Origin of the sequence: Psychromonas sp. psych-6C06 (assembly GCF_002835465.1) — a bacterium.
GTDB lineage: Bacteria > Pseudomonadota > Gammaproteobacteria > Enterobacterales > Psychromonadaceae > Psychromonas.
In genome coordinates this window covers 175,799-202,483 of the sequence record NZ_PIZM01000008.1, presented here as the reverse complement: position 1 = coordinate 202,483, position 26,685 = coordinate 175,799, and the positions used below count along the sequence as shown (strand labels likewise).

General features: G+C 37.9%; 19 protein-coding genes. 15 read left to right on the top strand and 4 right to left on the bottom strand.

The genetic code is table 11. The features are described 5' to 3' along the window. The first annotated feature begins 403 nt into the window (after positions 1-403). From CW745_RS12615 to CW745_RS12605, 3 genes are all read left to right on the top strand, one after another. Positions 404-985 (top strand): HD domain-containing protein, encoded by a 582-nt coding sequence (locus CW745_RS12615; RefSeq protein ID WP_101109038.1) that lies wholly within the window; start codon positions 404-406, stop codon positions 983-985. Positions 986-1,208: 223 nt separating this feature from the next. Then, positions 1,209-1,445, top strand: a complete 237-nt coding sequence (locus tag CW745_RS12610) for a hypothetical protein (RefSeq protein WP_101109037.1) — start codon at positions 1,209-1,211, stop codon at positions 1,443-1,445. A 534-nt stretch (positions 1,446-1,979) separates the two neighbouring features. Next, positions 1,980-3,842 carry a PhoX family phosphatase gene (locus CW745_RS12605; RefSeq protein WP_101109036.1) on the top strand — a complete coding sequence of 621 codons (1,863 nt, stop codon included), beginning with the start codon at positions 1,980-1,982 and terminating at the stop codon, positions 3,840-3,842. A 329-nt stretch (positions 3,843-4,171) separates the two neighbouring features. Here CW745_RS12605 and CW745_RS12600 read toward each other — a convergent pair whose 3' ends face one another. After that, positions 4,172-5,833 (bottom strand): diguanylate cyclase, encoded by a 1,662-nt coding sequence (locus CW745_RS12600; protein ID WP_101109035.1) that lies wholly within the window; start codon positions 5,831-5,833, stop codon positions 4,172-4,174. A gap of 1,133 nt (positions 5,834-6,966) precedes the next feature. Here CW745_RS12600 and CW745_RS12595 point away from each other — a divergent pair. After that, entirely contained in the window at positions 6,967-8,268 is a 1,302-nt protein-coding gene (locus CW745_RS12595) for a PAS domain-containing methyl-accepting chemotaxis protein (RefSeq protein ID WP_101109034.1), read from the top strand. 8 nt (positions 8,269-8,276) lie between these two features. Here CW745_RS12595 and CW745_RS12590 read toward each other — a convergent pair whose 3' ends face one another. Together CW745_RS12590 and CW745_RS12585 are read right to left on the bottom strand one after the other, a co-directional pair. Then, the gene (locus CW745_RS12590) at positions 8,277-9,503 is read right to left on the bottom strand and encodes a hypothetical protein (protein ID WP_101109033.1); all 1,227 of its coding nucleotides are present in this window, start codon (positions 9,501-9,503) and stop codon (positions 8,277-8,279) included. Positions 9,504-10,157: 654 nt separating this feature from the next. Further along, positions 10,158-11,345 carry an insulinase family protein gene (locus tag CW745_RS12585; protein ID WP_101109032.1) on the bottom strand — a complete coding sequence of 396 codons (1,188 nt, stop codon included), beginning with the start codon at positions 11,343-11,345 and terminating at the stop codon, positions 10,158-10,160. A gap of 343 nt (positions 11,346-11,688) precedes the next feature. Between CW745_RS12585 and CW745_RS12580 the strand changes: the two genes are divergently transcribed. From CW745_RS12580 to CW745_RS12560, 5 genes are all read left to right on the top strand, one after another. Continuing rightward, a complete protein-coding gene (locus CW745_RS12580; RefSeq protein ID WP_101109031.1) occupies positions 11,689-13,236 on the top strand; it encodes an arylsulfatase in 1,548 nt (515 codons plus the stop codon). A 615-nt stretch (positions 13,237-13,851) separates the two neighbouring features. After that, on the top strand, positions 13,852-16,047 hold the full coding sequence (locus CW745_RS12575; protein ID WP_101109030.1) for an ammonia-forming cytochrome c nitrite reductase subunit c552: 2,196 nt from the start codon (positions 13,852-13,854) through the stop codon (positions 16,045-16,047). 68 nt (positions 16,048-16,115) lie between these two features. Next, a complete protein-coding gene (locus CW745_RS12570) occupies positions 16,116-17,825 on the top strand; it encodes an alkaline phosphatase family protein (RefSeq protein ID WP_101109029.1) in 1,710 nt (569 codons plus the stop codon). Positions 17,826-18,046: 221 nt separating this feature from the next. Further along, positions 18,047-18,880 (top strand): hypothetical protein, encoded by an 834-nt coding sequence (locus CW745_RS12565; RefSeq protein ID WP_101109028.1) that lies wholly within the window; start codon positions 18,047-18,049, stop codon positions 18,878-18,880. 171 nt (positions 18,881-19,051) lie between these two features. After that, positions 19,052-19,387 carry a zinc ribbon domain-containing protein YjdM gene (locus tag CW745_RS12560; RefSeq protein WP_101109027.1) on the top strand — a complete coding sequence of 112 codons (336 nt, stop codon included), beginning with the start codon at positions 19,052-19,054 and terminating at the stop codon, positions 19,385-19,387. 16 nt (positions 19,388-19,403) lie between these two features. Here the strand turns inward: CW745_RS12560 and CW745_RS12555 are convergent, their stop codons facing one another. Further along, positions 19,404-20,153: a PilZ domain-containing protein gene (locus CW745_RS12555; protein WP_101109026.1), complete on the bottom strand. Its 750-nt coding sequence runs from the start codon at positions 20,151-20,153 to the stop codon at positions 19,404-19,406. Between the two features lie 523 nt (positions 20,154-20,676). On the opposite strand from CW745_RS12555, the gene CW745_RS12550 reads away from it, so the two are divergent. The 6 genes from CW745_RS12550 to CW745_RS12525 all read left to right on the top strand — a co-directional run bounded on the left by CW745_RS12550 (position 20,677) and on the right by CW745_RS12525 (position 26,540). Then, complete coding sequence (locus CW745_RS12550; RefSeq protein ID WP_101109025.1) at positions 20,677-21,216, top strand: DinB family protein; 540 nt, start codon at positions 20,677-20,679, stop codon at positions 21,214-21,216. A gap of 96 nt (positions 21,217-21,312) precedes the next feature. Then, the gene (locus CW745_RS12545; protein WP_101109024.1) at positions 21,313-21,732 is read left to right on the top strand and encodes a BLUF domain-containing protein; all 420 of its coding nucleotides are present in this window, start codon (positions 21,313-21,315) and stop codon (positions 21,730-21,732) included. A gap of 357 nt (positions 21,733-22,089) precedes the next feature. Next, positions 22,090-23,229, top strand: coding sequence for a Na/Pi symporter (locus tag CW745_RS12540; RefSeq protein ID WP_101109023.1), 1,140 nt, complete (start codon positions 22,090-22,092; stop codon positions 23,227-23,229). A 128-nt stretch (positions 23,230-23,357) separates the two neighbouring features. Beyond that, on the top strand, positions 23,358-24,134 hold the full coding sequence (locus CW745_RS12535) for a phosphotransferase (RefSeq protein WP_101109022.1): 777 nt from the start codon (positions 23,358-23,360) through the stop codon (positions 24,132-24,134). Positions 24,135-24,284: 150 nt separating this feature from the next. Beyond that, positions 24,285-24,929 (top strand): DUF642 domain-containing protein, encoded by a 645-nt coding sequence (locus tag CW745_RS12530; RefSeq protein WP_101109021.1) that lies wholly within the window; start codon positions 24,285-24,287, stop codon positions 24,927-24,929. A gap of 309 nt (positions 24,930-25,238) precedes the next feature. Beyond that, positions 25,239-26,540, top strand: coding sequence for a DEAD/DEAH box helicase (locus CW745_RS12525; RefSeq protein ID WP_101109020.1), 1,302 nt, complete (start codon positions 25,239-25,241; stop codon positions 26,538-26,540). The last annotated feature ends 145 nt before the right edge of the window (positions 26,541-26,685 follow it).

Sequence of the window (26,685 nt, the reverse complement as noted above, 5' to 3'; positions counted from 1 at the left end):
ACGACGCTGGCCTGGGTCGAAACCGATGGTGATTTCTTTTTGATTGTTTGTGCAATTCATAATAAGCTGACTCCGCCTTGCTATTCGGGCTCGAGGCCCAGTTGACTATTCGAGTTTAATGCTTGGAGTCCTATACAACGTTCTCACTTGTTAACGGTCTCTCAAATGAGGAGCCTGCAATTTACCGAACTGTTGTATAAGAAGGCTTTGGTTGCAGCCAAAGCTTGGGCCTCACTTTACCTAAACGGGTTTAAAAGGTAACTATTTGGTGGGGTAATTATCCATACAAGGCATTTAAACGGAACAAAAACAGTTGGTTAGGTTCCGCTTCGCTCCACATCATAACCAACAATTTTTGTCCGCTTAAGCGGGCGTTAAGTGTACCTCGGGGATTTATTTATCTATGGAAGATATCGCAAAAATATTAGACTTCATTGTTGAAATTGAGAAACTAAAAGCTGTTCTGAGAAAGACGCGACCAGTTGGACTTGAACGTTATGAAAACTCGGGAGAGCATAGTTGGCATGTGTGTTTATCTGCGTTGTTACTTAAAGACTACTCTAATGAATCAATCGATATTAATAGAGTAATCAAAATGTTATTGGTACATGATCTGGGTGAAATTGATGTAGGTGATACAATTGTTTACAACAGTGGAACTGTTGAAAATAAGAGTAAAGAAGAAGCATGCATTAATAGAGTATTAAATATATTACCTGAAGAACAAAGAGCAGAGTACCTTGAATTGTGGCATGAGTGTGAACTAGCGGAAACTCCTGAAGCAAAGTATGCAAAAGCAATAGACAGAATCCCTCCATTACTTCATAACATCAATGATGAAGGGCATAGCTGGAAGAAAAATAATATACCTAAAGAAAAAGTGTTTGCTTTGAATAGTGTTGATATTTCGCAAGGTAGTGAGCAAATTTGGAGTGTCGTGAAAGGTAAATTAGAGACTGCAGTAGAAGATGGCATACTCGAATAGCACACTTCTTTAAACGGAATAAAAACAGTTGGCTACGTTTCGCTGCGCTACACATTATAGCCAACAATTTTTGCCCACTTAATTGGGCGTTATGTTTCTCATCCAGTAGTTTCAATATTATATTCTCATGGGGTAATTGCTGTTTATTTGATGTTTTATTTGTAAGCACCTGTTTTGTGACGTATTATGTCATCATGTGATATTGTTAAATAAGGATCTTTATATGAAGCGAGTTATTAGAATATTTTTAGGTTTGGCATTAATTGCTTTTATAGGTTATTTGTTTTTTAGTGGGCATATAGCAGGGGCTATTATAGTTATAATAGGAAGTGGTATTCTTATCCCATTAGCAATGCACATGACAAATGGTGGTCAATTTTCCGGAAGTCCTAAACAAGATTCTACACCACCATCAAGCCCCAATGGATCGGGTGGAGCCCATGGTGGAGGCTATGATTGAGCTGAAGGCAGTTTTAACTAATGCAAAACATAACAAGGCGCTTAAAAAGCTAATCGGGGATACCCAAAGACTATATTTTATAACTAGTTGTTTTTACTCGCCTCAATGTTTCATTGCCCGATATTTTCTATTATGAGTTGAATTAGAAACCACGTAATTTTTGTAACAGAAGGAAGGTTTAAATTATCCGAAAATTTGCGGTTTCCCCGATTTCTCTCTGTATAAAACCATGCGCTTTGACTGAATTTCTCGGTTATCCTATGGTTAAACGCGTATCATGAATTCATATTGGTAGGCAATCATCCTTCAATTTTGCTATCCATTGATATCGCATTCAAGTTGCTTTTTGAGTGTCTGAGACCAAATACTATCTTGGATTATTTATCATCATTTTAGAGTAAATGGTCATAATTAAGATTCCTCGCCTACGATTATTACAACTATCAATATGTCACATCCATGTCATAAATCCCCGTTATTCTGAAATAACATCATTACATTCAATCTTTTACAATAGAAATAAAGGGAAGCGATATGAAGCATATCTTAGATAAGGAATCAGATTTTAGCAGTATGGTCAATGCGCGTTTATCTCGCCGTCAATTCTTGATGGGAGCAACGGTCGCAGGCGCTGGGGCATTCTTAGCAACTAGTCCAATTGCGCAAGCGATTGCGGGCAGTTTAGATAGCCAGTTATTAAACTTCACTGCCATTCCTAATTCAACCAGCGACACGATAACGCTTGCTAATGGTTATAGCTACAGCAATTTAATGGCTTGGGGTGATCCTATTTTTGCCGATGCTCCTGCGTTTAATGCCAATGGTAAACAAAATTCAGCTGATCAAGCATTACAATTTGGCGACAATACCGATGGTATGAGCATATTCCCGTTATCAAATGATCGCGCTATTCTAGCCGTTAATAATGAGTATACCAATTATAAATACCTGTTTGCCCATGAAGGTAACAGCATGACTAAGGATGATGTCCTTAAAGCTCAAGCTGCTGTCGGGATCACTATTGTTGAAATAGTGAAAAAGGGCAGACAATGGTCGATCGATAAAAAAGGCCAAGCGAATCGTCGTATTACGGCTAACACTGAGATGCGCGTCTCTGGTCCTGCTGCGGGTCATCCATTATTAAAAACGGATGCTGATGCAACGGGTAAAAAGGTACTTGGTACCTTTAATAACTGTGCAAATGGTGAAACACCATGGGGGACTTACTTAACCTGTGAAGAAAACTTTAATGCTTTCTTTGGTACGGAAAAACCGACATCATTAACTGATGATCACCAGCGTTACGGACTGAAGGCGAAACAAAGCAAGTATCAGTGGCATAATCATGATCCACGTTTTGATTTATCTAAAAATCCCAATGAGCCAAATCGCCATGGTTGGGTGGTTGAAATAGACCCTAATGATCCCACTTCAACGCCTATCAAGCGCACCGCATTAGGTCGCTTCAAACATGAAAATGCTGCCTTAATGGTTAATGAAGATGGTCATGTTGTGGTTTATTTAGGGGATGATGAACGTGGTGAGCACCTCTACAAATTTGTTTCAAAAAACAGATACCAAGCAAACAATAAACAAGCTAATCGTGACTTGCTTGATGAAGGTACCTTGTATGTTGCTAAGTTTTCAATGCAACAGGATAAACTAGAGGGCGATGGTGAGTGGCTTGAGTTAACTTATGGTAAAAACGGTTTAACAAAAGAGAATGGATTTAATGATCAAGCTGAAGTGATGATCTTTGCTCGACGCGCAGCAACTCAAGTTGGTGCGACTACGATGGATCGCCCTGAGTGGGTTGCTGTTCATCCTGATAAAAAACATGTTTTCTGTACGTTAACCAATAATAAACATCGTGGTAAAAAAGCAGGCCAAGAAGTCGGTGGCCCTAATCCGCGTGAAGCAAACCATTATGGACAAATTGTTCGTTGGCAACCGACGAAGCACGATCACACTAGCAATACCTTTAAATGGGATCTGTATTTAATTGCAGGTAACCCTGCCGTCCATTCTGATAACCTTTACGCAGGCAGTAATAACATCAATAAAGATAATATGTTCAACAGCCCTGATGGTATCGCTTTTGATAAAGCGGGCCGTTTATGGATTCAAACCGATGGAAATTTCTCTAACGAAGGTGATTTTGCAGGACAAGGTAATAATCAAATGTTGTGTGGTGATCCTAAAACTGGAGAGGTTCGTCGTTTCTTAACCGGGCCTATTGGCTGTGAAATAACAGGTTTAACCTTTTCAGAAGATCAAAAAACGATGTTTGTGGGTGTACAGCATCCCACTGGTCACTTCCCGGAAGGGGGCAATAACAAACCCCGTTCGACGATTGTAATGATCACTAAAGACAATGGCGGTGTGATTGGTAGTTAAGTGCTGATCAGCGATGCTAAAGAGTGCGTAGCTATCAATTGCTAACTGTATAAGTTATCGATAAAACACCAGATAAGATTATATCTGGTGTTTTCATTTTAGGTGGCTGTTGATATTTTAAGTTAATTTTTGCAACCAATGTTGCCCTTCGGCTTCAACACAACATGCTTTGAGCTTACTTTATTTGACTACGTCAAACAGTACGCAATACAAAACGACGTTTTGCTATCCGTCAGAGGAAAAGAATAACTAAGTTACCTTCGCCTACCTTGCTCAAAACACGTTATGTTGAACAACATTTAAAGGGTAAAGTTCAACAGGCCGTTGTGCTAAGCAGTTATTGCAGTTGTTTTTTTCTTTTCTTGTTTGTGTTTATACATTCGCTGATCAGCTAAAGATAAACATTCAGATTGATTGGATGTTTCAAAACTCGTTGCAGTGCCAAAGCTAAGCCCTGTATCTACCCATCCTCTTTTTTTCAGTTGTAATTCAGCTTTTAATAACGCTTCTGATAACTGCATTATTGTTGTCTCTATATTTTGTGAGCCATTAAGACTCACGACTAAAATGAATTCATCGCCACCACAACGAAATAAAGACCCGAGTCCCGGTAAATTCTTCTGTATTAGATCAACCGTGGTAATTAAGACTTGATCGCCTTCTTCATGGCCCAGTTGATCATTAACTTGCTTAAAATTATCAAGATCAATAAACGTAAGACAGTAGTGCCCTGTTAAGTTAGCTAAGGTTTCATTTTGTGCGAAACGGTTACCTATTTGCGTTAATGGGTCAATACGAGAAGTAATATAACTACGTTGAAACTCTTTTTGCTTTATTTGTAACCATTCTGAAAGAGACAGAAGAATACATATACAATCAAAGGTTAATGCAAGTTGCACAACCAGTTCGGGGGATACGTTCCATACCATTTTATAAGTATGAGAGATAACATAAACAACCAATGTTAATCCGTATAAAAGATTACCGGCTAAGTAATACTTTGCTCTGAAGTCATTTTTACTGAGCATGTAAAAACCTGTGCCAATACAGAGCGGGGCCCATATTATGGCGATGATGTGAGAAATTAAGTAACTTAATGCAAAGGGGATAAAAGGCATCAAGATCCCAAATGCTAAACAGCTGATGGTCAGTAAGTTAAATATTTTTGCTAACTTTAAATGATATTCCTGGCAGTTAAAGAGTAGGCGTGTGAATTGGCTAGCTGCAGCGATAGCAAAGGGGAAGATCAACATGCCAATATATGCAGGATTAAAATTCGAAACGGAAAATAAATGCCCCCAGCTGCCAGAGGCTGCAAACCAACCCAGTGCATGTAAACCTACGTATGCGGTGCAAGCTAATGTCACTAAATACTTGGTTCTTATGTATATAACAAAAGCAATTAAGGCCAGTGTCATCATGACCGTAAATGAAATCGAAGTTGCGCTATTAATTAAAAATTGGCTACGGTAGAAGGTAGTTTGACTTTCGAACTTTAAATCTGCTGGTATGGCAAATATTTTAGCCTGAATGTAAATCCAAAGCGTACCACTCTCTGCATCACGTAATGGCAGTGAAAATACTTGTGAATGTGTCAGCTTGGGGTTCTCACTGTTTGTTTGTCCAAAGCTCGCTAGTTCAATAATATCGCCTTGCTCAGACTCCCAGTAAGCGGTGCCTACATCTAAATAGTTGATATGCAGGTTAACAAACCAAGTTTCATTCTCTCCTTTAGTATTAGCTAATTTAATTTTAGTTGCATAGGCGCCCATTTTCCCAAGGGTAGAAGGGACAAGCTGGCCATTTTGATATAGTTGTTTTAACAATTTAAAACTAGGGGGACGATCGAGCTGTGTCGTTTTCGACCATAGATTATGTTCGTTTAGTTGAATAGTGTTGAGCTCACCTAATTCAATATAAGCTAACACTCTATGAGCATTAGCGTGAAACGATACAATAAAAAGCGTTAATAACACACAAATATGGGGCATGATGTTGGCTTATTTTAATTAAAGATACTTATCGATAGTCATGTAAAACGGATGAAGTTTGCACAACCTTTGACAATATTATGGCATAAAAATAATTGGTTATAGGGAAGTGCTAGAAAAACCGATTGAAAACAAGCACTGCGCTTTTTAATAAGCTCGGCAGTTAACTATCGTTCTTTACTTTATTTGTAATCCACTGTCTTATTAACTTTTTCCACTTTGTAAAACGTTTCCATAAAGAACGATAAACTACACAGTAGAAAGCATATTCCGAGTATAAAATATGAGTAGCCGTGTGCAAAGCAAACCTTTGTCGTTTCTCTATGCCCAAATGGATTATCAATGCCATCGATGAGCAGTAAAAAGCTTACTAATAGCGTAAAGCATGAAATTGAGAATTTAAAAGTAAAGTTTTTACTAGAGTAGAAATTTTTATTAAAGGGTGGGTTTGATTTGATCCCTTGGGATAAAAAACGATATGAGGTGCTAATTCCCAAAATTGATGCCAGTAATAAAAAGATATCAAAGGGAGAAATACTGACTTGAAGTTGTGAATGCAAAAAATATGATCCCACTACTAATATGATAATAAAAATGAGTACTTTATGAGTTCTTAGCACGACTGCTCCTTAAGGCGAATTTAATCGGGGTAGTTATTGCTAGTTATCGCTTTGTTTATTGATGTGCAATAACCAAAAATTGTTGCAAAATTAAACTTGAAAGGTCAACAGAACCTAGGTGGACAACTCTTTAAATCCATACTAACAACAGCATCTTTAATCATAAAGCATCTTTACTTATCGCCATGCTCTATCTTCGTTTAATAAAATAAGTGGATTAAGGACGATACAAAGACAACCTTAAAAGTTTCCCTATATCAAAGGGCTAAAAGGGGAAGTGTTTATATCTGATATTTCAGCTGGTTGATGGTTTCATCAATTATGTTTAATTTAAGGAGTGATAGGTGTCATAAGTTTTATATGTGATTGATTATTTTTAATTGTTTATGGTGATGCAAATTAGACGCACCATAAAGTGAGGCTAAACTTTTAATACATATTTATGGCTTGTAAGTTACTGTCGTGATGATATCAGGTTATATGCAAGCGTATTATCAATGAGCAGAGGATATAATGGGATTTTTTTCAACGAAACACAAGAAAGTGGAGCCACTTTCAGCCTCCCAACTTAAAGCAAAAAAATCAGACCAGATATTCAACAGTATAAAACAGTCCGTTGCATATATTGAGTTTACCCCTGAGGGGAAAATAGTAGATGCTAATGATAACTTTTTGCATACTGTCGGTTTTACAATTGATGAGATTAAAGGTCAACATCACCGCATATTTTGTGATGTAGCGTACTCTCAGTCCAATGAGTATCAAGATTTCTGGAAACAGCTTGCCGCAGGAAACTCTATTAAAGACCGCTTTCTTCGCTTTACTAAAGGTAAAGATCCTATCTGGTTGGAAGCAAGTTACAGTGCTGTTAAAGGTGATAACAATGAGGTTATTTCGGTAGTTAAAATAGCGACTGATGTGACCGATTTTGTTGAAAAATCAAATATTCAAAAAGGCATATTGAAAGCACTTGATCATTCAACTGCCACTATCTCTTTTGAGTTGGATGGCAGCATCATTGATGCGAATGAAAACTTTCTCAACACAACAGGTTATAGCCTTTCCGATATTAAAGGCCAGCATCATCAATTGTTTTGTTCGCCAGAGCTAATTAATAGCAATGAATATAAAGAGTTTTGGGCACAGTTAAACAGGGGAGAATTCGTACAAGGTTTATTTGAACGAAGAGATAAAGAAGGTAATGTTTTATGGCTAGAGGCAAGTTATAACCCGATAATAGATGAAAATGGAAATTTATTGCGTGTCATAAAATTTGCCACAGATGTAACACTGCGCGTATTAAATATCAATAATGCTTCTGATGCGGTCCACTCTACAACCACCGAAACAGAGCAAGTGTCAGCGCAAGGTACCGATGTTTTGGCAAAAAGTGTGGCTATCATGGATGAAATCACGAGTAACGTTGAAATAGTGGCAACGGATATATCTGCGATCAACGAGCAATCAGATAAAATCAATAATATTGTTAGCACCATTTCTTCAATTGCAGATCAAACTAATCTATTAGCATTAAATGCTGCAATAGAAGCAGCAAGGGCTGGGGAGTCAGGACGAGGCTTTGCTGTCGTTGCTGATGAAGTCAGACAATTGGCTACTCGAACCAGCGACTCAACCGCTGAAATTACAGAAGTGGTTAAAAATAATGCCACCTTATCAATGGCGTTATCGCAAAACATTATCGAAACGCAGCAAAAATCGTTAGCGGGTTCAGAGCTTATTGCGCAAGTAGATGGCATATTTGAGGATATAAACAAAGGCATGAAAGCAGTGGCTTCTGCGGTTGACCGGTTATAATAAAATGGTTAATAATTTAGGTTGTTTGTCATTTTTATTATCCATTCGTCAAAGCTGCTGGGCAGATAATAGACCTGCTCATCAATCATTTGAAAATATTGGTCCATTGATAAAGGAAGGCATGGGTTCAAGCTTTCTTCTTGAAGTAAATCACTGACTAACGACATTCCTTTTTTATCACTAAATAAATAACTTACAAAAGAGAAAGCACTTGAATATAAGTGATTCATTTGATTAATATCTCCCCATTGGTTTTCCGCATATACCAAGTTTTGAAAGTCCATGGGAGTCGTTTGATTATATTGTAAATAGGGAAGCTTTAAACTAACTGTATAGCTCCCATTAACTTGTGCCACTCTCATATTTTCAAATAGCTCGGCAAGGCCCTCATTAGACCAGCGAGATTGTAAACCAACTAAGGAGAAGTTAATGGCGTGTACTGCTTCATGAAAAGCGGTTACTGCGGCTTGTTCTGTATCTCTAAAAGCTACAAACGCATAGTTACTTCTGGCCCAAAACAATCCTTGGGTATTAGTCGCATCAAGAGATAGCTGAGATATAAACTCTTGATAGGATTCTTGGCTAGGTAAAATAACTAGGTTTATTTCACTCTGCTTATTGAGGTTTAGGGCAAAGGATTGACGATAAATTTGTAACAGTGTTTGTATCTTATGTACGAGAATTTCATTAAAGCTTTCAGTTAATGCACCTGAAATAATGTTCAACGTTAACCCGCTCTGTATTTTATAACTGGATTTTTTGAGTGTTATGTTGTAACTCATCTGTTCAATAATTTGATTAATTTTTACAACAGATTGTCTATCAAATTCAATTGTACATTGGTGTATATCTTGGTTTGCAAAATCGACCTCTTTGAATAACGCTTTACCCTGTAGTTGAATGATCACGGGAGGAGGAGCTTCGTATAGATCAACAGGTGATATCGTTGTATCTGTAGGAATAAAATCACTCTCTGTTGTTTTAATTGCTGGTGGAGGCGCTGGAAGCGCTGTTATAGATGTTTCAACGGGTAACGTCGATTGTGTAGAGGAATTGTCACACATTTCACTGTCTTTACATCCTACGCTAGGTAAAAATTGAGCAGTATTGTCTATTGTTGAATTGTTGTTATTAGTTTTATCGGCAGGCCCACTAAAGGCGATATAAAGTGTTCCAATAGCGACCAGGGCACCTATATATCGAGTCTTTCTATAACGCCACTGTTTGTTGCTCATATATTAATTCACTTTAAATACATCCTGTGGCTATCACCATACCACTAAATAATACTGGATTCATTATTATACAAAATCCACTAAATAACTGATCAATCTTACTGGTTAAAAGAGGCTATTTCAGCGTTAAAAATATCGTAAAAGGAACAACCACTTGAATCAATTTTCGCTTTAACTAACTCATTTTTCATACGTAATATTTGATCACTATATTAACGGAATTGGTATTATTTCTTAAGCTTGATTTAAGCAATATTATTTTTTAGAAGAAGCATTTAAAGGTTGGAATAGGGGAGCTAAAAAGATGAGAATAACAATCAGCCCTTAAAATATTTCGCTTCATAGGGGGATTGTTATTATGGTCTGTTGATCTTTCGAGTTTATTTTTGCAACAAATTTTCCCCTACGGGTTCAACACAACACGCTTTGCTCGTGCTCTATTTGACTACATCAAACAGTACGCAATACAAAATGAAAAGACGTTTTGCTATCCGTTAGACGATATCTACTTAGCATGACCAAGCCACATCCCGTCTGACTTGCTAAAACGCGTTGTGTTGAACAAAATTTAAACGGCAAAGATTAACAGACCCTAGGTAGTCTTAATTTCCCCAGCGCTATACTCGATCACTTTCTAAATTCCATTGGTATAAATTATCGAGGAAACGCGATGAGTGTAACTTGCCCAGCGTCTTTTAATGAACGATTTATTAATGCGTCCATGTAACTTTTATCGATACTATTCACAACCTGATTTGACTCCAATACAGAACCAACAGCAAATCCTAGCATGGCATCGCGATGAATAAACCACGCTCTGGCTTTAGGGATTTTATCATTGTCTAACATTGCTAATGCTAATGCATTTTTATGCTCATCTAGCTCGTCCTGAGAAACACCGTGTTGATAAAGAGAAGCTAATGCTTCCTCTACAGCCGTTACGCCTTTGTCGGCATCACTTTTATCCGTGACTACATTAATTTGGCAACGCGCATAGTTACTGCCTGCTGTTGCATGTCCACACCATGCTTGAGGTGCGTAAGAGAGTGATAATTCCTCGCGTACATAGGCAAGAAGTTTACGATTCAAAATACGTGACAATATATCAGTAGCGTAAATTTCTTTGATGCTTGGTTGTGTCGCTTCAAATATAAAATCAAAGATGAGATCAGCACGCTGTTCACCATTTATATTTTCTTTTAATACAACTTTGTTCTTCGAAATTGGGAATTGCTGATGCGTATATTGATGTAATTCGCCTGCCGGTAAACTACCTAAATATTTTGTTATCATCAGCTTGGTTTGGACATCATTAAAATCACCAACCAAAGTAAGTTTATAGCCATTAGCGTGGCCAAATAATGTGTTATAAACGTATTCAACACTTTCTTGCTCAAGGTTGTATAACTGTTTTAACGATAACTTTCCTTCATAAGCGTTATTGATAAAGAGATCTTTTTCTCTAATAGAAAGAAAATCAGGATCATTGTTTCTATTCCAATTGAGCATGTTTTGTTTAATGTTTTTAAACACATGTGGCTCAATTTTACCGTACAACATGGCAGCATGAATTGCTGAAAGAGCAAATGCTAAATCATCGCTCGTAGTTTCAAGAGTGAACCCCTGCGATGTATTATCGATATACGGTGTAATAGTGGCGTTATTAACTTCAAATAATTGCTGTGTTTGCTGACTTGATAAATCAGATAGGCCACTGTAAGCATAAACATTTGGCGCAGCAACCGCAGCAACTCGAAATTCTGGTGGCAACGAGGAGATACCACCCGGGGCTGAGAACTGTAAATAGACTTTGTTGTTAGCACGACTATCCTGTTGCAGCAATACCTCGATCCCATTATCTAGTTGTAGGGCTTGTATCTGATAGTTGGGGTACGCTGTCGTATTAATTATTTTACCGGGGAGGGCAATTACGTCTGAGCGTTAGCCATACTACCGCTAGTATTTCCCATGTAACTGCCTATTTATTTTGTTTTTAAACTGTTTATATAAATGTGAGGGATATCGATAAATTTTTTAATTATTTTAGTTTTTCACTTGTCACCTTTATTTCATATTTACAACACATAATAATCAGCTACTGTTATTCACGAGTGGCTATTGTTAAATAGATGTTAAATGAATGTTATTTGTCCCCTTGGGGATGATGAAGCGAATGGAGAGAGTGATGTCAATAAGAACTAAATTTATAAAAAGCCTAACGATAATTTCTACTTTAGGGGTTTTAGTTTCTGCTAATGCTGTAGCTACTGAGAAGCCAAATATACTTGTTATTTGGGGAGATGATATTGGTCAATCAAATCTTAGTGCCTATACATTTGGCTTGATGGGCTATAAAACCAATAATATCGATAGCATTGCTAAAGAGGGAATGATGTTTACCGATTATTATGGTGAGCAATCTTGTACTGCAGGCCGATCAACCTTTATTACCGGACAGAGTGTATTTCGTACTGGACTGAGTAAAGTGGGTATGCCTGGTGCGGATATTGGTTTACAAGCTGAAGACATAACTATTGCTGAAGCATTGAAACCATTAGGTTATGCAACGGGCCAATTTGGTAAAAATCACCTTGGTGATAAAGATGAATTTCTGCCTACTGCACATGGTTTTGATGAGTTCCTTGGTAACTTGTACCATTTAAATGCAGAAGAAGAGCCAGAGCATCCAGATTATCCTAAAGACCCTGAGTTTCGTAAGAAGTTTGGTCCACGTGGGGTCATTCACTCTTTTGCTGACGGCAAAATTGAAGATACCGGTGCGTTAACCAAAAAACGTATGGAAACTATCGATGATGAAACAGTGGCCGCCGCGGAAGACTTTATGGAGCGGAGCGTTAAAGCTAAAAAACCTTTCTTTGTCTGGTGGAGTGGCACGCGTATGCATTTTCGTACCCATGTTAAACCAGAGCTACAAGGCTCATCTAAAATCAGTAATTATGCTGATGGTATGCTAGAGCATGATCGCCATGTGGGTATTTTACTGAAAAAAGTCGATGATCTTGGTATCAAAGATAACACCATCGTATTCTATTCGACAGATAATGGCCCACACATGAATAGTTGGCCTGATGCAGGTACAACACCGTTCCGTGGTGAAAAAAATACGAACTGGGAAGGGGCTTATCGTGTGCCTGCAATGGTTCGTTGGCCTGGTAAAATAAAGGCTAATTCGGTATCAAACGATATTATGCATCACATGGATTGGTTGCCAACCTTTGTTGCTGCCGCTGGTGATTCTGATATCAAAGCTAAACTTAAAAAGGGCCATAAAGCCGGTAAAAAGAAATTTAAAAATCATTTAGATGGTTATAACTTTTTACCTTACTTGACAGGTGAAGATACAACACCACCTCGTAAAGAGATTTTCTACTTTACTGATGATGGTGATGTCGCAGCATTACGCTATAACAAATGGAAGTTAGTCTTTATGGAGCAACGAGTTGAAGGTACATTGCAACTGTGGGCTGAACCATTTGTAACGCTACGCTTACCTAAAATATATAACCTACGCATGGATCCATATGAAAATGCGGATATCACTTCAAACAGTTATTGGGATTGGGTACTTGATCACGCATTTATGTTAGTGCCTGCTCAAGCTTATGTCGGTAATTTCTTAGCCACATTTGAAGAGTTTCCTCCTCGACAAAAAGCAGCAAGCTTTAGTTTATCGGAAGTGTTAGAAAAGTTGAGTACACCATCCAGTAATTAAATTTTTTGGCAAACTCCTAAGGGCGCATCTGCGCCCTTTATTTTTTTAAGCTTGCATAGATAATAAATTTTTTAATACAACATCTTATGCAAGGTAGAGGTAATGTGGCTTATTTCAGCCTGGTATAAACACTTTATGTTGTATTGTTTGCTATTGGCCTAGGGGCTGTTGATCTTTCAAGTTTATTTTTGCAACAAATGTTGCCCTTCGGGTTCAACACAACACGCTTTGCCCTTGCTCTATTTGACTACGTCAAACAGTACGCAATACAAAACTAAAAGACGTTTTGCTATCTGTTAGACGAAATTCGCTTAGAATGACTAAGCCACATCCCGTCTGCCTTGCTCAAAACGCGTTGTGTTGAACAAAATTTAAACGGCAAAGATCAACAGACCCTAGTTAATTGCAAAAAATTATTGCAAAAATAAACGCTAAAGATCAACAGAGCCTAGATATAAATTATAAAATCTATTTTTGCGATTGAGTAAACAGATGTGAGTTTATTTAACCATTATCTTATTGATAGTATTGTTATTATTTAGGTTATATTTTAGTTTTAGATGCGACCGTTATATATAAACCTTTTATCAGATTAAATATTAAAGTGAGTTATTAATGCCAAGCAATACCGTACCTTTTTCTGTTTTTACTTTTTTATTTTACTGTTTAGGGCTTTACTGCTTTTTTTATACTCCTTTTGCATCGGCAAATGGTGATGTAAAAGCACAAGTGAATTATGTCGGGAATGCGAGTTGCATTGAGTGCCATCAAGAGGAAGTTGAAAATTGGCAACTGTCGGATCATCAAAAAGCGATGCAAATAGCTAGTAAAGAGACGGTGTTAGGTGATTTCAATAATAGCCGTTTTGAGTCAGATAGTGGTTGGACGATCTTTAATCAAGACAAACAAGGTTTCTATATTGAAACAGGGGAGATAGGCAAAGCTGGAGAGCGCTTTCGAGTACCTTATGTTTTCGCATATTATCCATTACAGCAAATTCTCGTTGATATTGGCGGAGGGCGTTTACAGGCTTATACCGTTGCTTGGGACTCGAGAGAAAAAAGCAAGGGCGGACAACGTTGGTATAACTTGTATGAAGAAACGCATGAAACTGACAGTCCTTTTTATTGGAAAGGGCAATTTAATAACTGGAACGCTCGCTGTGCCTCATGTCACTCGACAGATTTAAAGCGTGGTTATAGTGTTGATAAAGATACTTACCAAACCACATTTAATGAAGTTAATGTAAGTTGTGAAGCATGCCATGGACCAGCAGAAACACATATTCAATTAACCTCTGAGCAGAAAAAGTCAAAAGCGAATGCGGGTTTTGAAATGCAACAACACAAAAAAGGGAACTGGTTTTTCAAGTCCGGAGAAACTACCGCTGAACGATTAGAAAAAATTCCTTTCTCGATAGACCATGGTCAAACTGATCAGTGCGCTTCATGTCATAGTCGCCGTGTAGCGTTAAGTGATGCCAATGATCCTGGCGATTTTACTGAGCATTATATTCCGCGTTTAGCCGTGCCTGAGCTATATCATGCAGATGGACAGATATTAGATGAAGTTTACGTGTATGGTTCATTCAGCCAAAGCAAAATGGCTGCTGCTGGCGTTACTTGTAGTAACTGCCATGAACCTCACACAGGTAAAGTACTAACACAAGACAATAATTTATGTGCACAATGCCACTTAGCAACAGAGTTTGATACACCAGAGCACACCTTACATAAAAGTGGATCAGAAGGTGCATTGTGTATCGATTGCCATATGCCAACGACTCGATATATGGGAGTGGATGATCGCCGTGACCATGCTTATCGTATTCCTAATCCGTGGGTAAGCGAAGCATTAGGTACGCCTAACGTATGTTTAGATTGCCATGAAGACAAAGATAATCAATGGTCGCAAAAGCACCTTAACAGTAAAAAAGAGCAGATATTTGGCAACTATGATGATATTGGTCCTGCACTTTTATTAAATCTAGAAAACCCCTTACAAGGCCAGCAAAATATTGCCAAATTAGTAGCGGATGAAACACAACCCCCTATGCGTCGTGCGGTTTTATTAGGGCACATAAATATGAGTAAGGTTGAGAATATGCAGCTATTAAATGAACTGGCTAACTCACCACAAAGCTTAGTCAAACTAGGAGTGATATCGGTATTAGAGCGTTCATCTAAACAGCTACAACTACAGGTTGGCTTTGGCTTATTATATGACGATGATAAAAATGTGCGTTTGCAGGCGATTAAATTGTTAGCACCTGCTTTTCGTGGTCAGCTCCCTAAAAAAGCGCAAAAGCCGATGCAAGATGCGTTGCTTGAAGCTGTAACAACTTACCAGAAGCAACAAGATCTACTATCAGCACAAATGGCACTAGCAGATTTAGCATATAAAATTGGGGATTTAGAGCAGGCACAAATTCAATACTTAAATGCAATTAATCTACAGTCTAGTTTTTTACCTAGTAAGCTAAATTTAGCGAGTATTTACCGAGAAACAAATCAACTTGATAAAGCGCGACGGTTACTGCAAGAAATTTTAAAAGTTGTGCCTGATCATGCGATGGCTTTACATAATTTGGGGCTGGTTTATGTCGTAAAGCGGGATTGGCCTAAGGCACTAAATGCGCTGCTCAAAGCGAAACAGCAAGAGCCTGATAATGCACGTTTTTCCTTTGTATATGTATTGGCACTCGAGGCCAGTGGTGATATTCAAGGCGCATTAAAAGAGTTGCAAGTATTAGAGCAGCGTACACCAGGCGATCCGGCACTTAAAACACTACGAAATAGATTGACTCAGTAACTATACAGACAACAATTAATATTAACTTAAAGCAAGCCACTACCACTTTAAACCGATAGGAACGAGATATGTCTTTTGCAAATAGAATGAAAAAACAAGCCGTTGTTATTGCTTGTGCACTAGCGAGCACAGCCTCGATGAGTGCTCTGGCTAAGCAAAATGAACAACCTAAATTAGTATTACAGATTACCGTGGATGCCTTACGTGGAGATTTTCCTACTCGCTTTTTGGATAAAATGGGTAAAGGTGGATTTCGATATTTGTTAGAAGAGGGCGTCGTTTATAATAATGCACATTACCAGCACGCAAATACAGAAACCATAGTGGGTCATAGTTCATTGGCAACGGGCGCTTTACCCTCAGTGCATGGCATGGTGGGTAATGTTTGGTTTGATCGAAAACTAGCGCGTATTGTTTATAATATTGAAGATGAAAATTACCATCTACTTGGGCAAGGAGGAGTTGATAAAAGCACTGAGATTGATAGTACACAAAAAGCAGCAAAGGGCGATGGGCGTTCCCCTTTGCCACTATTATCAAGTACGTTAAGTGACGAAATGAGTATTGCTTATAATGGTAAATCAAAAATATTTGGCGTGTCGGTAAAAGATAGGGCCGCCGTTTCATTGGCTGGGCAATACGGTAAAGCGTTCTGGTTTTCAAAGTCAACTAAGCAGTTTGTCACGAGTGATTATTACTACAAAGCTTACCCAAGTTGGGTAGAGCAGTGGAACCAACTTAAAAAAGCAGATAAATATAACCAGCAAAGTTGGTCATTGATGCAACCTGTTAAGCAGTATCTGTTTGCGGGTGAAAAAAGTGTCGGATATAAAACCGATTTAGCGGGCTTTGGTCAGCAATTTCCACACCCTTATGGTGAAGCGTCAGGTAAGTATTTTGGAACGCTTTTAACACTAAGTCCTGCTGGAGATGAATTAACCTTAGATTTTGCAAAAACGTTAATGGCTGAAGAAAAAATAGGGCAGAACAGCGTACCCGATTATTTAGCGATTAGCTTCTCTTCTACTGATTATGTCATTCATATGTTCGGCCCTTCTAGTTTAGAAAATGAAGATAACCTGTTGCGTTTAGATCGTACGTTGGCTGATCTTTTTAGTCATGTAGATAAAACAATCGGATTAGATAAAACCTTAATTGTGCTTTCTGCCGATCACGGTGCTGCTGACGCACCTGCATATTTAAATCAACTAGGTGCACAAAAGCCTCGTTATTTTGATCAAATGTTACTTGAAGATGCGGGTATTTATAAATCGTTAAAGCAACAGTTTGGTGTTGGAAAGGAGTTGGTTCGCCTTTACTCTAAACCTTATTTATACCTAGATCACGGTGTAATTAACGCAAATAAATTAGACCTAAATGAAGTACAACATGCACTTGCTAGTTTAGTGGAAAAAATACCAGGTGTTGAATATGCGGTCACTACTGAAGACATAATTCAGGGAAAACTTGACGATCAACAGGTATTACGTTTGGTGGCGAATAACTTTAATAAGAGTCGCTCAGGTGACATCCATATCGTCTTTTCGCCAAATACTTATATTAATGACTTCGACGGGTTAAAAGTGGCTTCAACACATGGCTCTCCTTGGTCCTATGACACGCATGTACCAGTCATTTTTGCTGGCATGGATATTGATGATGAGAAAGTCACACGTGCTGTTACTCCTTATGATATTGCGCCGACTATTGCTAATTTCTTAGGGATCACTCAGCCAACAGGAACGACAGGAAAGGTACTAAAAGAAGTTGTTGAATAACTGATAGTTGCGTGTGGAGGATGGCTCTCCGCACGCACTTTAACTACTAAAACCATTTACATGTATGCTTCTATTTATTGCTACCGGTTAAACCCTACTATTAATTTGTTAAACATATATAACCTCAAATAAAAAGCATTAACAGATTGTAAATATCTACATTTATAGTAACGTGCAATAAATTTTATATTACTTAGCTATTTAATTTTAAAGGTGTTTTTTTGAAACAAAATCCATTTTCTTTCTACGATTTTCTCGGCTATATGATACCCGGCGCGGTGTTATTATATATGCTAACCTTCGTTTTTGGCGTTGATAACTTAGTCACTGTATTACATTTAGAGGAAACTAAAAACTCGACTGCAAATCAGTTACTGAGCTTTATCCCTGCCGTCATTGGTTGTTATTTATTAGGACATGCGTTAGCGATTGGCTCCTCAGCAATCATTGAATCATTTACTAATTATTCTAATGGTTATCCGTCGGAGTTCTTGTTTGCTGTAAAACCTAAACCTTACTTATCAAGTTCCTCATTAGTGGGTAATATTGGACGTGCTTTATTATGGTTACTCATCTTTCCTATCTCTTTTTTGAAAACCTTACTCAAAGATCGCTGTAAAATAAAAATATTCAATCAAGCTAAGTCATTACCTAAGCCATTGCGCGAAGCCACATTTAATAAATGTGTAAAAATATTAAAGGATAAGATAGAAGTTGATACCTCAAATATGCACATAGATAAGGGGATTGATGGCGATTATTTACGTCTTTTGTACCATTTCATTTTCGAAAATTCAGAAAGGCACTCACTTAAATTACAAAATTATGTGGCGCTGTATGGCTTGACCCGTAATGTATCATTTGTTTTTATTTTACTGTTCTGGATTGCGCTTTATTCATGGTTATTTGTTGAGTCTTCTAACATCGACAGCACCTACTTATTTGTCTTTTCAATGCTTGCTTATATATTCTATCTTGGTTTTGTAAAGTTTTACCGACGTTACAGCTTAGAGGCTGTGATGGCTTCAACTGTCTATAACGTCAAAGAATCTTAATGATAAACCTGTAATGTAGGGATGATTTTAAAAAACAGAAAACTTGCGGTAATTACGAGGTTGAATCTGCTTCTTCTTATAAGTGAAATAATTATTTCGTTTTAGATTGCCTCGATTATTAAGAACATTGACATTACAATATGCAAAATTTAATCAGTTAAGCAGGTATATATGTCACTTTCTCCTTGTCCTAAATGTAACTCAGAATTTGTTTACCAAGATCAAAACCTATTGATTTGTCCTGAATGTGCTTACGAGTGGGATCCCAATGAAATAGATGAAGATGCGATATTTATTGTTAACGACTTTAATGGTACACCTTTGAATGAGGGTGATAAAATTACCATGGCAAAAGATCTGAAAATAAAAGGCAGTTCGCAAGTTATTAAAGTAGGTACAAAAGCAATTATTAAACGTATCGTTGAAGGCAAAGACCATCAACTTGATTGCAAAGTCGATGGTGCCAGTGAAATGATGATCACTGCTAAGTTTGTAAAAAAAGCGTAATTGATATGACTAAACTTTAGCTGGCATTCATTATCGCCAGCTTAGTACCATCAAATTTTAACTTGCTCAGCAAAACTTTTGCATTGTTTTGCCCCTCTTCGCTAAATTTTAAACCATATTGAGAATGATTAACCGAGCTTTGTAGATTACAGACTTCACCAATCAATAAAGCAGAATCAGTCAGGTTTTTGCCCTTGTGTGTCACACTGATCACCACCTTATCGCCGATGGTTAACTTTTGATTTAGTAATGAGGTGACCACGCGACAGCCTCCGCGTGAGAGATCGTGAATTTGACATTCAAATTTATAATTATTGGTAATAGCCTGCGCCATTAAAGCGACTTCGTACCGAGGCTCCTTTCGAAGCTGATATATTTGCATAGTTTGTGGTATCGAAAGTAATAATAATTGCACAGGGCTTTCGATGAGATGAATTAATTGGCTTTTAAAAGTAAGGTGTGCACCACGCCCTCGCGATGAAATAGCACATACTTCCATCCAAAATCCTTCTTGGAAAAAGTAAGTCTTGTCATCACCTTGAACCTCAGGCATTTCCATTAGAATATATTGGTTTGTGTGACAACCAATAAAATTTGCTTTACTTGAAATGTGAGTGCCAATAGGCGTCATTAGGTCAAAGGATAATTCACTACCATGGGATATCATCGGTAATGCGTCAATACTGCTGATTGTTGATTGCATGACCTTAGCTTGTCGCTTATTAATGATTTTACCTTTTAACGCAACGGCATCTTGCTGTGACATATATCCTCCATGATTCAATATTATTGCTCCTAGGCTCTGTTGATCTTTGCCGTTTATCTTTTCAATATGTATTGCCCTGCGAGTTCAATACACTTTGCTCGTGCTCTATTTGCTAAGTCAAACGCTCGCAACTCAAAGCTAGCAGCCCATTAGAGGAGATTCGTTTATCATGACTAAAGCACATGCTAAATCATTTGTCAGTGACTCACCATAGTGAACACGACGTTTATTTGATAATAGGCAATAAATTATAGATGTTTTAATACCAATTTCGCTAATATAGTGATCAAATATTACGCAGGAAAAAGGAGTGGTTAAAGGCGAAAATTGATGCAAGTGGTTGTTCCCTTTACGAAATTTTTAACGCTGAAATATCTTCTTTTAACCAGTAAGATTGATCAGTTATTAAGTGGATTTGGTATAAAGTGCGATGTAGCGAAATAGTATTATTTAAAATCGTTAAACGAAGTATATTATTTGTGCTTAAATAGCACGATCAATGAGAACCGATAGGAAGCAAACAATGAAATTGCAACAACATGTCTATTTAATGGCAGATTACAATCAATGGATGAACCAGAAAGTTTATGAAGCTGTTGGTACGCTTTCACCTGAAAAGCTACATCAAGACCAAGGCGCATTTTTTGGTTCGTTATTTGCGACGTTAAATCATATTTGTGTAGGCGATACTATTTGGTTAAAGCGTTTTGCTACTGTACTCGATAAGTATGAGGCGTATACACCGATTAACGACCTTGAGATGCCTGAGTCATTAAATACCTTTCTGGCGAACAATTTTATCGATCTCAAAGATCGCCGTGTTTTATTAGATGAAAGCATATTAGAAATAACGAGCCTGTTAACGGATGAAGAGTTATTAATGCCGATTAGTTATCAAAACAGTAAAGGTGTAAATGCCAACAAAACATTGTTTAACCTACTGATGCATATGTTTAACCATCAAACTCATCATAGAGGACAAGTCACGACGCTATTAAGCCAATCTGGTATTGATATTGGTATCACAGATTTAGTATTTATTCAGCCGAATGTCAGTGTTTAGGATACTTTTTCAAGTTATGGATAGTGCGGGCATACTCGCTTTTTATTAGAGTTAGATTATATTTAACTTATCGCTTAAACAGTAAATGGAGATTGTATGCCACTGACAAGATTGATTTATGTAAGTACTATCACAGATAAATTTGAGGCATCTTCATTGGAAGATATTCTGCGAATTGGCCGAAAAAATAATAGTAAAAATGGCATTACAGGCATGCTCTGTTTTCAGCGTAAATACTTTATTCAATGTCTTGAAGGCTCTCGAAAAGCGATTAATGAGACCTATAATAAAATTATTAATGATGAACGCCATACCGACATTATGATTTTGGAATATAATCCGATACATGTAAGAGAATTTAACGACTGGTGCATGGGTTATATCCCTACATCACAGTTTACAGACCCACTAATTTTAAAATTTTCAACCAGTGTTGATTTTAACCCTTATGACATGTCTAGCACGAGTGTTGATATGTTAATGCTCGAATTTAAAAAAACACACCTATCATTTTAGCAGTCACTAAAATAAGCCTCGCTCGTACAAAGTGCTCAATGATACCAAACACAATAAAATAGCTTTACCTGAGTAAAATTTAGATCACTGACTTAAACTCAATTGCTATAACTCCGAAGAGCACTTTTCACTTCAATCGCCCATTTTATTTTCCCAAATAAAACTTAATTCAAACCCTAAGTTATTGAATTTAATGGGTTGTTTTGTTTTATTTGATAACATTGATAAAACAATAACAACCTGTCACATTTCTGTAATATTGCTCTGCTTAAATGCACCTGTCAAAAAAATGAAACATAACTGTCACATAGTGTGGCGATCGATAGTATTTAAGCGATTACATCAATAGGTATCAACATGAGTGTGTTTAATAACAACTTTAAAACAAATAAATTATTTAACTGGGTAGCAGTAATTTTTCTTATTTACAGCATGCTAGTAGCGGTGAGTACTGTTGGCAGTGGTTTTAAAATATTCTCAGGGGGTGCAGCTGGTGCTGAGCAGATATTTGAGTTTGTCACAAATCCTTTCATTGCTCTTATTTTAGGAACATTAGCAACGGCATTAGTACAATCTTCTTCAACGGTCACCGCTGTGATTGTTGGTCTTGTTGCTGGTGGTTTACCTCTTTCAATTGCTATTCCGATGATCATGGGGGCAAATATTGGTACAACCATCACTAATACGATTGTTTCAATCGGACACGTGAGAGATAAAGCTGAATTCAAACGTGCTTTTAGTGCTGCCACGGTACATGACTTCTTTAACTTACTTGCTGTTATTATTTTCTTACCGCTTGAATTAATGTTTGGCATGTTAGAGAAAATAGCAACTGCAACCGCTCACTTTTTTGTTGATGGTGCCAATGTTTCAATGAAAGAGTTTAACTTCATGAAAGCGATGACTAAACCGGGAGTGAACTTTATCAGTGAACTTGTTTCGGTTGTTCCTGGTAAAATGGTCGGCATCGTGATGGTTATTACAGGCGTATTAATAATCTTATTTTCGGTGACGTTTTTAGGAAAAGTGCTCAAGAAAGTACTCGTCGGCCGCGCTAAAAATATCCTGCATAATACAATTGGTAAAGGTCCTGTAACTGGTGTTGCATCGGGCGCATTGATGACCGTAATGGTGCAATCGTCATCAACGTCAACAAGCCTAATGATACCCCTCGCAGGTAGTGGCATGTTCACAACACGCCAAATATATCCATTTACATTAGGTGCAAACATTGGCACAACGATCACCGCGCTACTTGCTGCGACTGCTATTTCTGGCTCTGCTGCAGAAGCTGCTTTAACAATCGCATTAGTCCATTTCCTGTTTAACTTTTTAGCGGTCGTTGTTATATACGGAATTCCAGTGTTGCGTGAAATACCATTACGATTAGCTGAGCATTTAGCGGAAGTGGGGACCAATAATAAACTGCTTGCGCTTGGTTATGTGCTCGGGACTTTCTTTGTTATACCTGGTTTAATCATGATTGGTGTCCGCTAAATTGACCACCTACAAGTAGCGCAGTCCTTGCGCTACTTGTCACTTCTCTGTTCTCATTTTTACTGAAAATTATCTTCCGCTACAAAAATACTCTAAAATACTGATTTTAGTAAAACGATGGAGGTAATTTGCAAACACTTGAAGGTGGCCGTATTGGTCAAGTCTTTCGTGAGAAAGATAAAGTCTATCGCCCTAAAGGTTTTTGGTCTGATGCCGTGCATCAATTGTTACTTCACTTGCATGAAGTCGGCTTTACAGGAGCACCATATCCCATCGGTTTTGATGACCAAGGCAATGAGATTGTCTCCTATGTAAAGGGGGATGTTTACAATTATCCGCTAGTAGGGAATATCGCAACAGAGCAAGCTTTAACTTCGGCGGCTACTTTGTTACGTTGTTTTCACGATGCCACGCTGAGCTTTATTAATTCATCGCAAACAGCCGACTTACAATGGATGCTACCAAGTCGTAATGTCAATGAAGTGATCTGTCATGGTGATTTTGCCCCCTATAATGTTGCTCTCATAGACAAACAAACAGTGGCAATATTTGATTTCGACACTGCACACCCTGCACCGAGAGTTTGGGATGTCGCCTATGCAATTTATTGTTGGTCTCCATTTAAAACAGATCCCTTTGATGCGCTTGGCGACATTAACAGTCAGTCACAAAGAGCAAAAATGTTCTGTGATGCATATCAGCTCGACGAGCCTGATCGTAAACGGTTAGTACAAGTGATGATTGAACGTATTCGAACTTTAGTTGATTATATGCAAAGTGAGGCAAAGAAAAACAATACTGCATTTGTAGAAAACATTAATGATGGTCATCACCTCGCATATTTAAAAGATATTCGCTACTTGCAAGACAATGAGCAGTTAATTACCGCTGTTCTGTGTGACTAACCTTGATATAAAGTGTCGAATTATTTTGCAATTACCTGTTTGGCATTTTGTACAAACTTACTAACTTACTAATCTATAAGGGCAGGAAATTATTGGCATAAAGTGTGCTTTATTTTTATGAACTGCGAAAATGCAAGTAAAGGAATAGATATGATCAATACATTTAAAAATACTGCGCTGGCTTTATTATTGGGCACGATGGCAACTGTTGCCCATTCAACGGTTATGTTTGAAGATGATTTTAATAGTTATCAAGAAGGGACCTATACCACAACTATTGGTAGTAACTGGAAGGTTAACAAAGGATCTATCGATATTGTTGCACCTGGTGGTAGCTGGGAAAGCCTTAACCAACCTGGTTACATGGGTTTTGTTGATTTAGATGGTTCAACAGGCGAATCAGGAAAAATTGTCAGCAGTGATAAATTCTTTTTTGAACTGAATATGAATTATCAACTAACGTTTGATTTAGCAGGTGATCAACGTAATGACGGTGAAAATAGAGCACGTAGCTTTATCACAACCGTAGATGGTATTAGTGGTAATAATCTATTAAGCAACTTAATCACTTTAGACTCAAACGCGAGCTTTGATACCTATAGCTACAGTTTTGTAGGTACAGGAGTCGAAGGACGAATAGGCTTTAATGCCCGTGGTGGTAATAACGATGATGATAATATAGGTCTGTTACTTGATAATGTTCAACTAGCAAGTGTCCCTGCGCCAAGTGGGTTAGCATTATTCGCAATGGTACTGTTAGGTTTAGGCTGGAGTCGTCGCAAGTTCAGCGCTTAATAAGATTCCTAACCCTGAAAAAAAGCATAATGGCTCAAGCTATTATGCTTTTTTAATATCAGTGTTTTCTATGACTGTTACATTCAAACTTGCATAAGTACACAATCGCTGTTCTTAAAACCTTCCTTTAATTAAGCCATCTGTTTTGCGTAGAATTTAGAACAAATACTTAAATGTAATCACTATGAAAAGCTGTTTATCGTAGTTAAAAAGGTTAAAAACAGATCTTCATTTAGCGAAAACCTACTTAAGCGCTACTAAATAAGCTAAAATGCTCGGCTCTATTCTTTGCATCGAGCCCTAATATCAATGAGCACTGTTACTTCAACGAACACGACTTCTCCCGAGTTTATCCAACTTGGCCTTATAGCACCGTTAGTGGCGCGTCTGACCGAGTTGCAATACAAGCATCCAACGCCAATACAAGCCTCTGTTATCCCAACGGTATTAGCAGGGAGAGACTTGATTGCGGGTGCGAATACTGGCTCAGGAAAAACAGCCGCGTTTGCCTTACCTCTTTTGCAAAAAATACAGGCGGGTAAACCAACTAAAGATAATAAAAACAAAGGTAACCTTGTTACTGGGCTTGTTTTAGTACCCACGCGAGAACTCGCAAAGCAGGTGGCAGATGATATTAAATCCTATGCTGCTCACCTGAACGGCTCGATAAAAACAGTGGCAGTATTCGGTGGTGTATCTGTCAATACGCAGATGCTAGCATTACGTGGTGGCGCCGATATTATTGTCGCAACACCGGGTCGATTATTAGATTTGATTTCAAGTAATGCGATCAAACTCGAGCAGCTTAAGACCTTAGTACTCGATGAAGCTGATCGTATGTTAAGTCTGGGTTTTACAGAAGAACTCAACAACCTATTAGCATTAATGCCAGCTAAAAAACAAACTTTACTCTTTTCTGCAACGTTTCCAGAGCAAGTTAAATCGCTGACTCTTACATTGCTTAATGATCCCGAAGAGGTGCAACTACAAAGCAATGATGCCAGCACCTTAGTGCAACGTGTCTTTAATGTTAATAAGGGGCAAAAAACGGCACTACTAGCGCACCTAATTAAACAACATCAATGGCAACAAGCGCTAATATTTGTCAATGCTAAAAGTGGTTGTAATCACCTTGCAGAAAAATTGGCAAAACGAGGCATCAGCGCTGAAGTTTTTCATGGCGATAAAGGTCAAGGCGCGCGAAGTCGCGTACTAAATGCCTTTAAAGCAGGAGAGATTCAAGTGCTTATTGCCACTGATATCGCAGCGCGCGGATTAGATATAGAAAAGCTACCAGTTGTGATTAATTTTGATTTACCAAGAAGTCCAGCTGATTATATGCATCGTATCGGCAGAAGTGGCCGTGCAGGAGAAGTGGGGCTAGCGCTTTCTATTATCGACAGTGACGATGCGCATCATTTTAAAGTGATTGAGAAGAAGCATAAAATTCGCCTCGAGCATGAACAAGTTGCGGGTTTTGAACTTAATGAAGCGCTGAGTAATGCATTCAATAAAGGACCAAAATCAGTCGCTAAACCCGCAGGAAGTGGCAAGAAAAAGCGCAAACAGAGTGAGCAAATCAATGCTGATATCTGGTCAGGCAACATATAAATAATTTTGCCTTCGTAACACAATAATACAAAGAGACGTGCCAGCATTGGTGCGCCTTTATCATGAGTGACATAAAGTTGTTATTTGTGATCTATAAACTTTGCAAACAATGTGATACCAAAGTGAATAAGTATATGATTTAAAT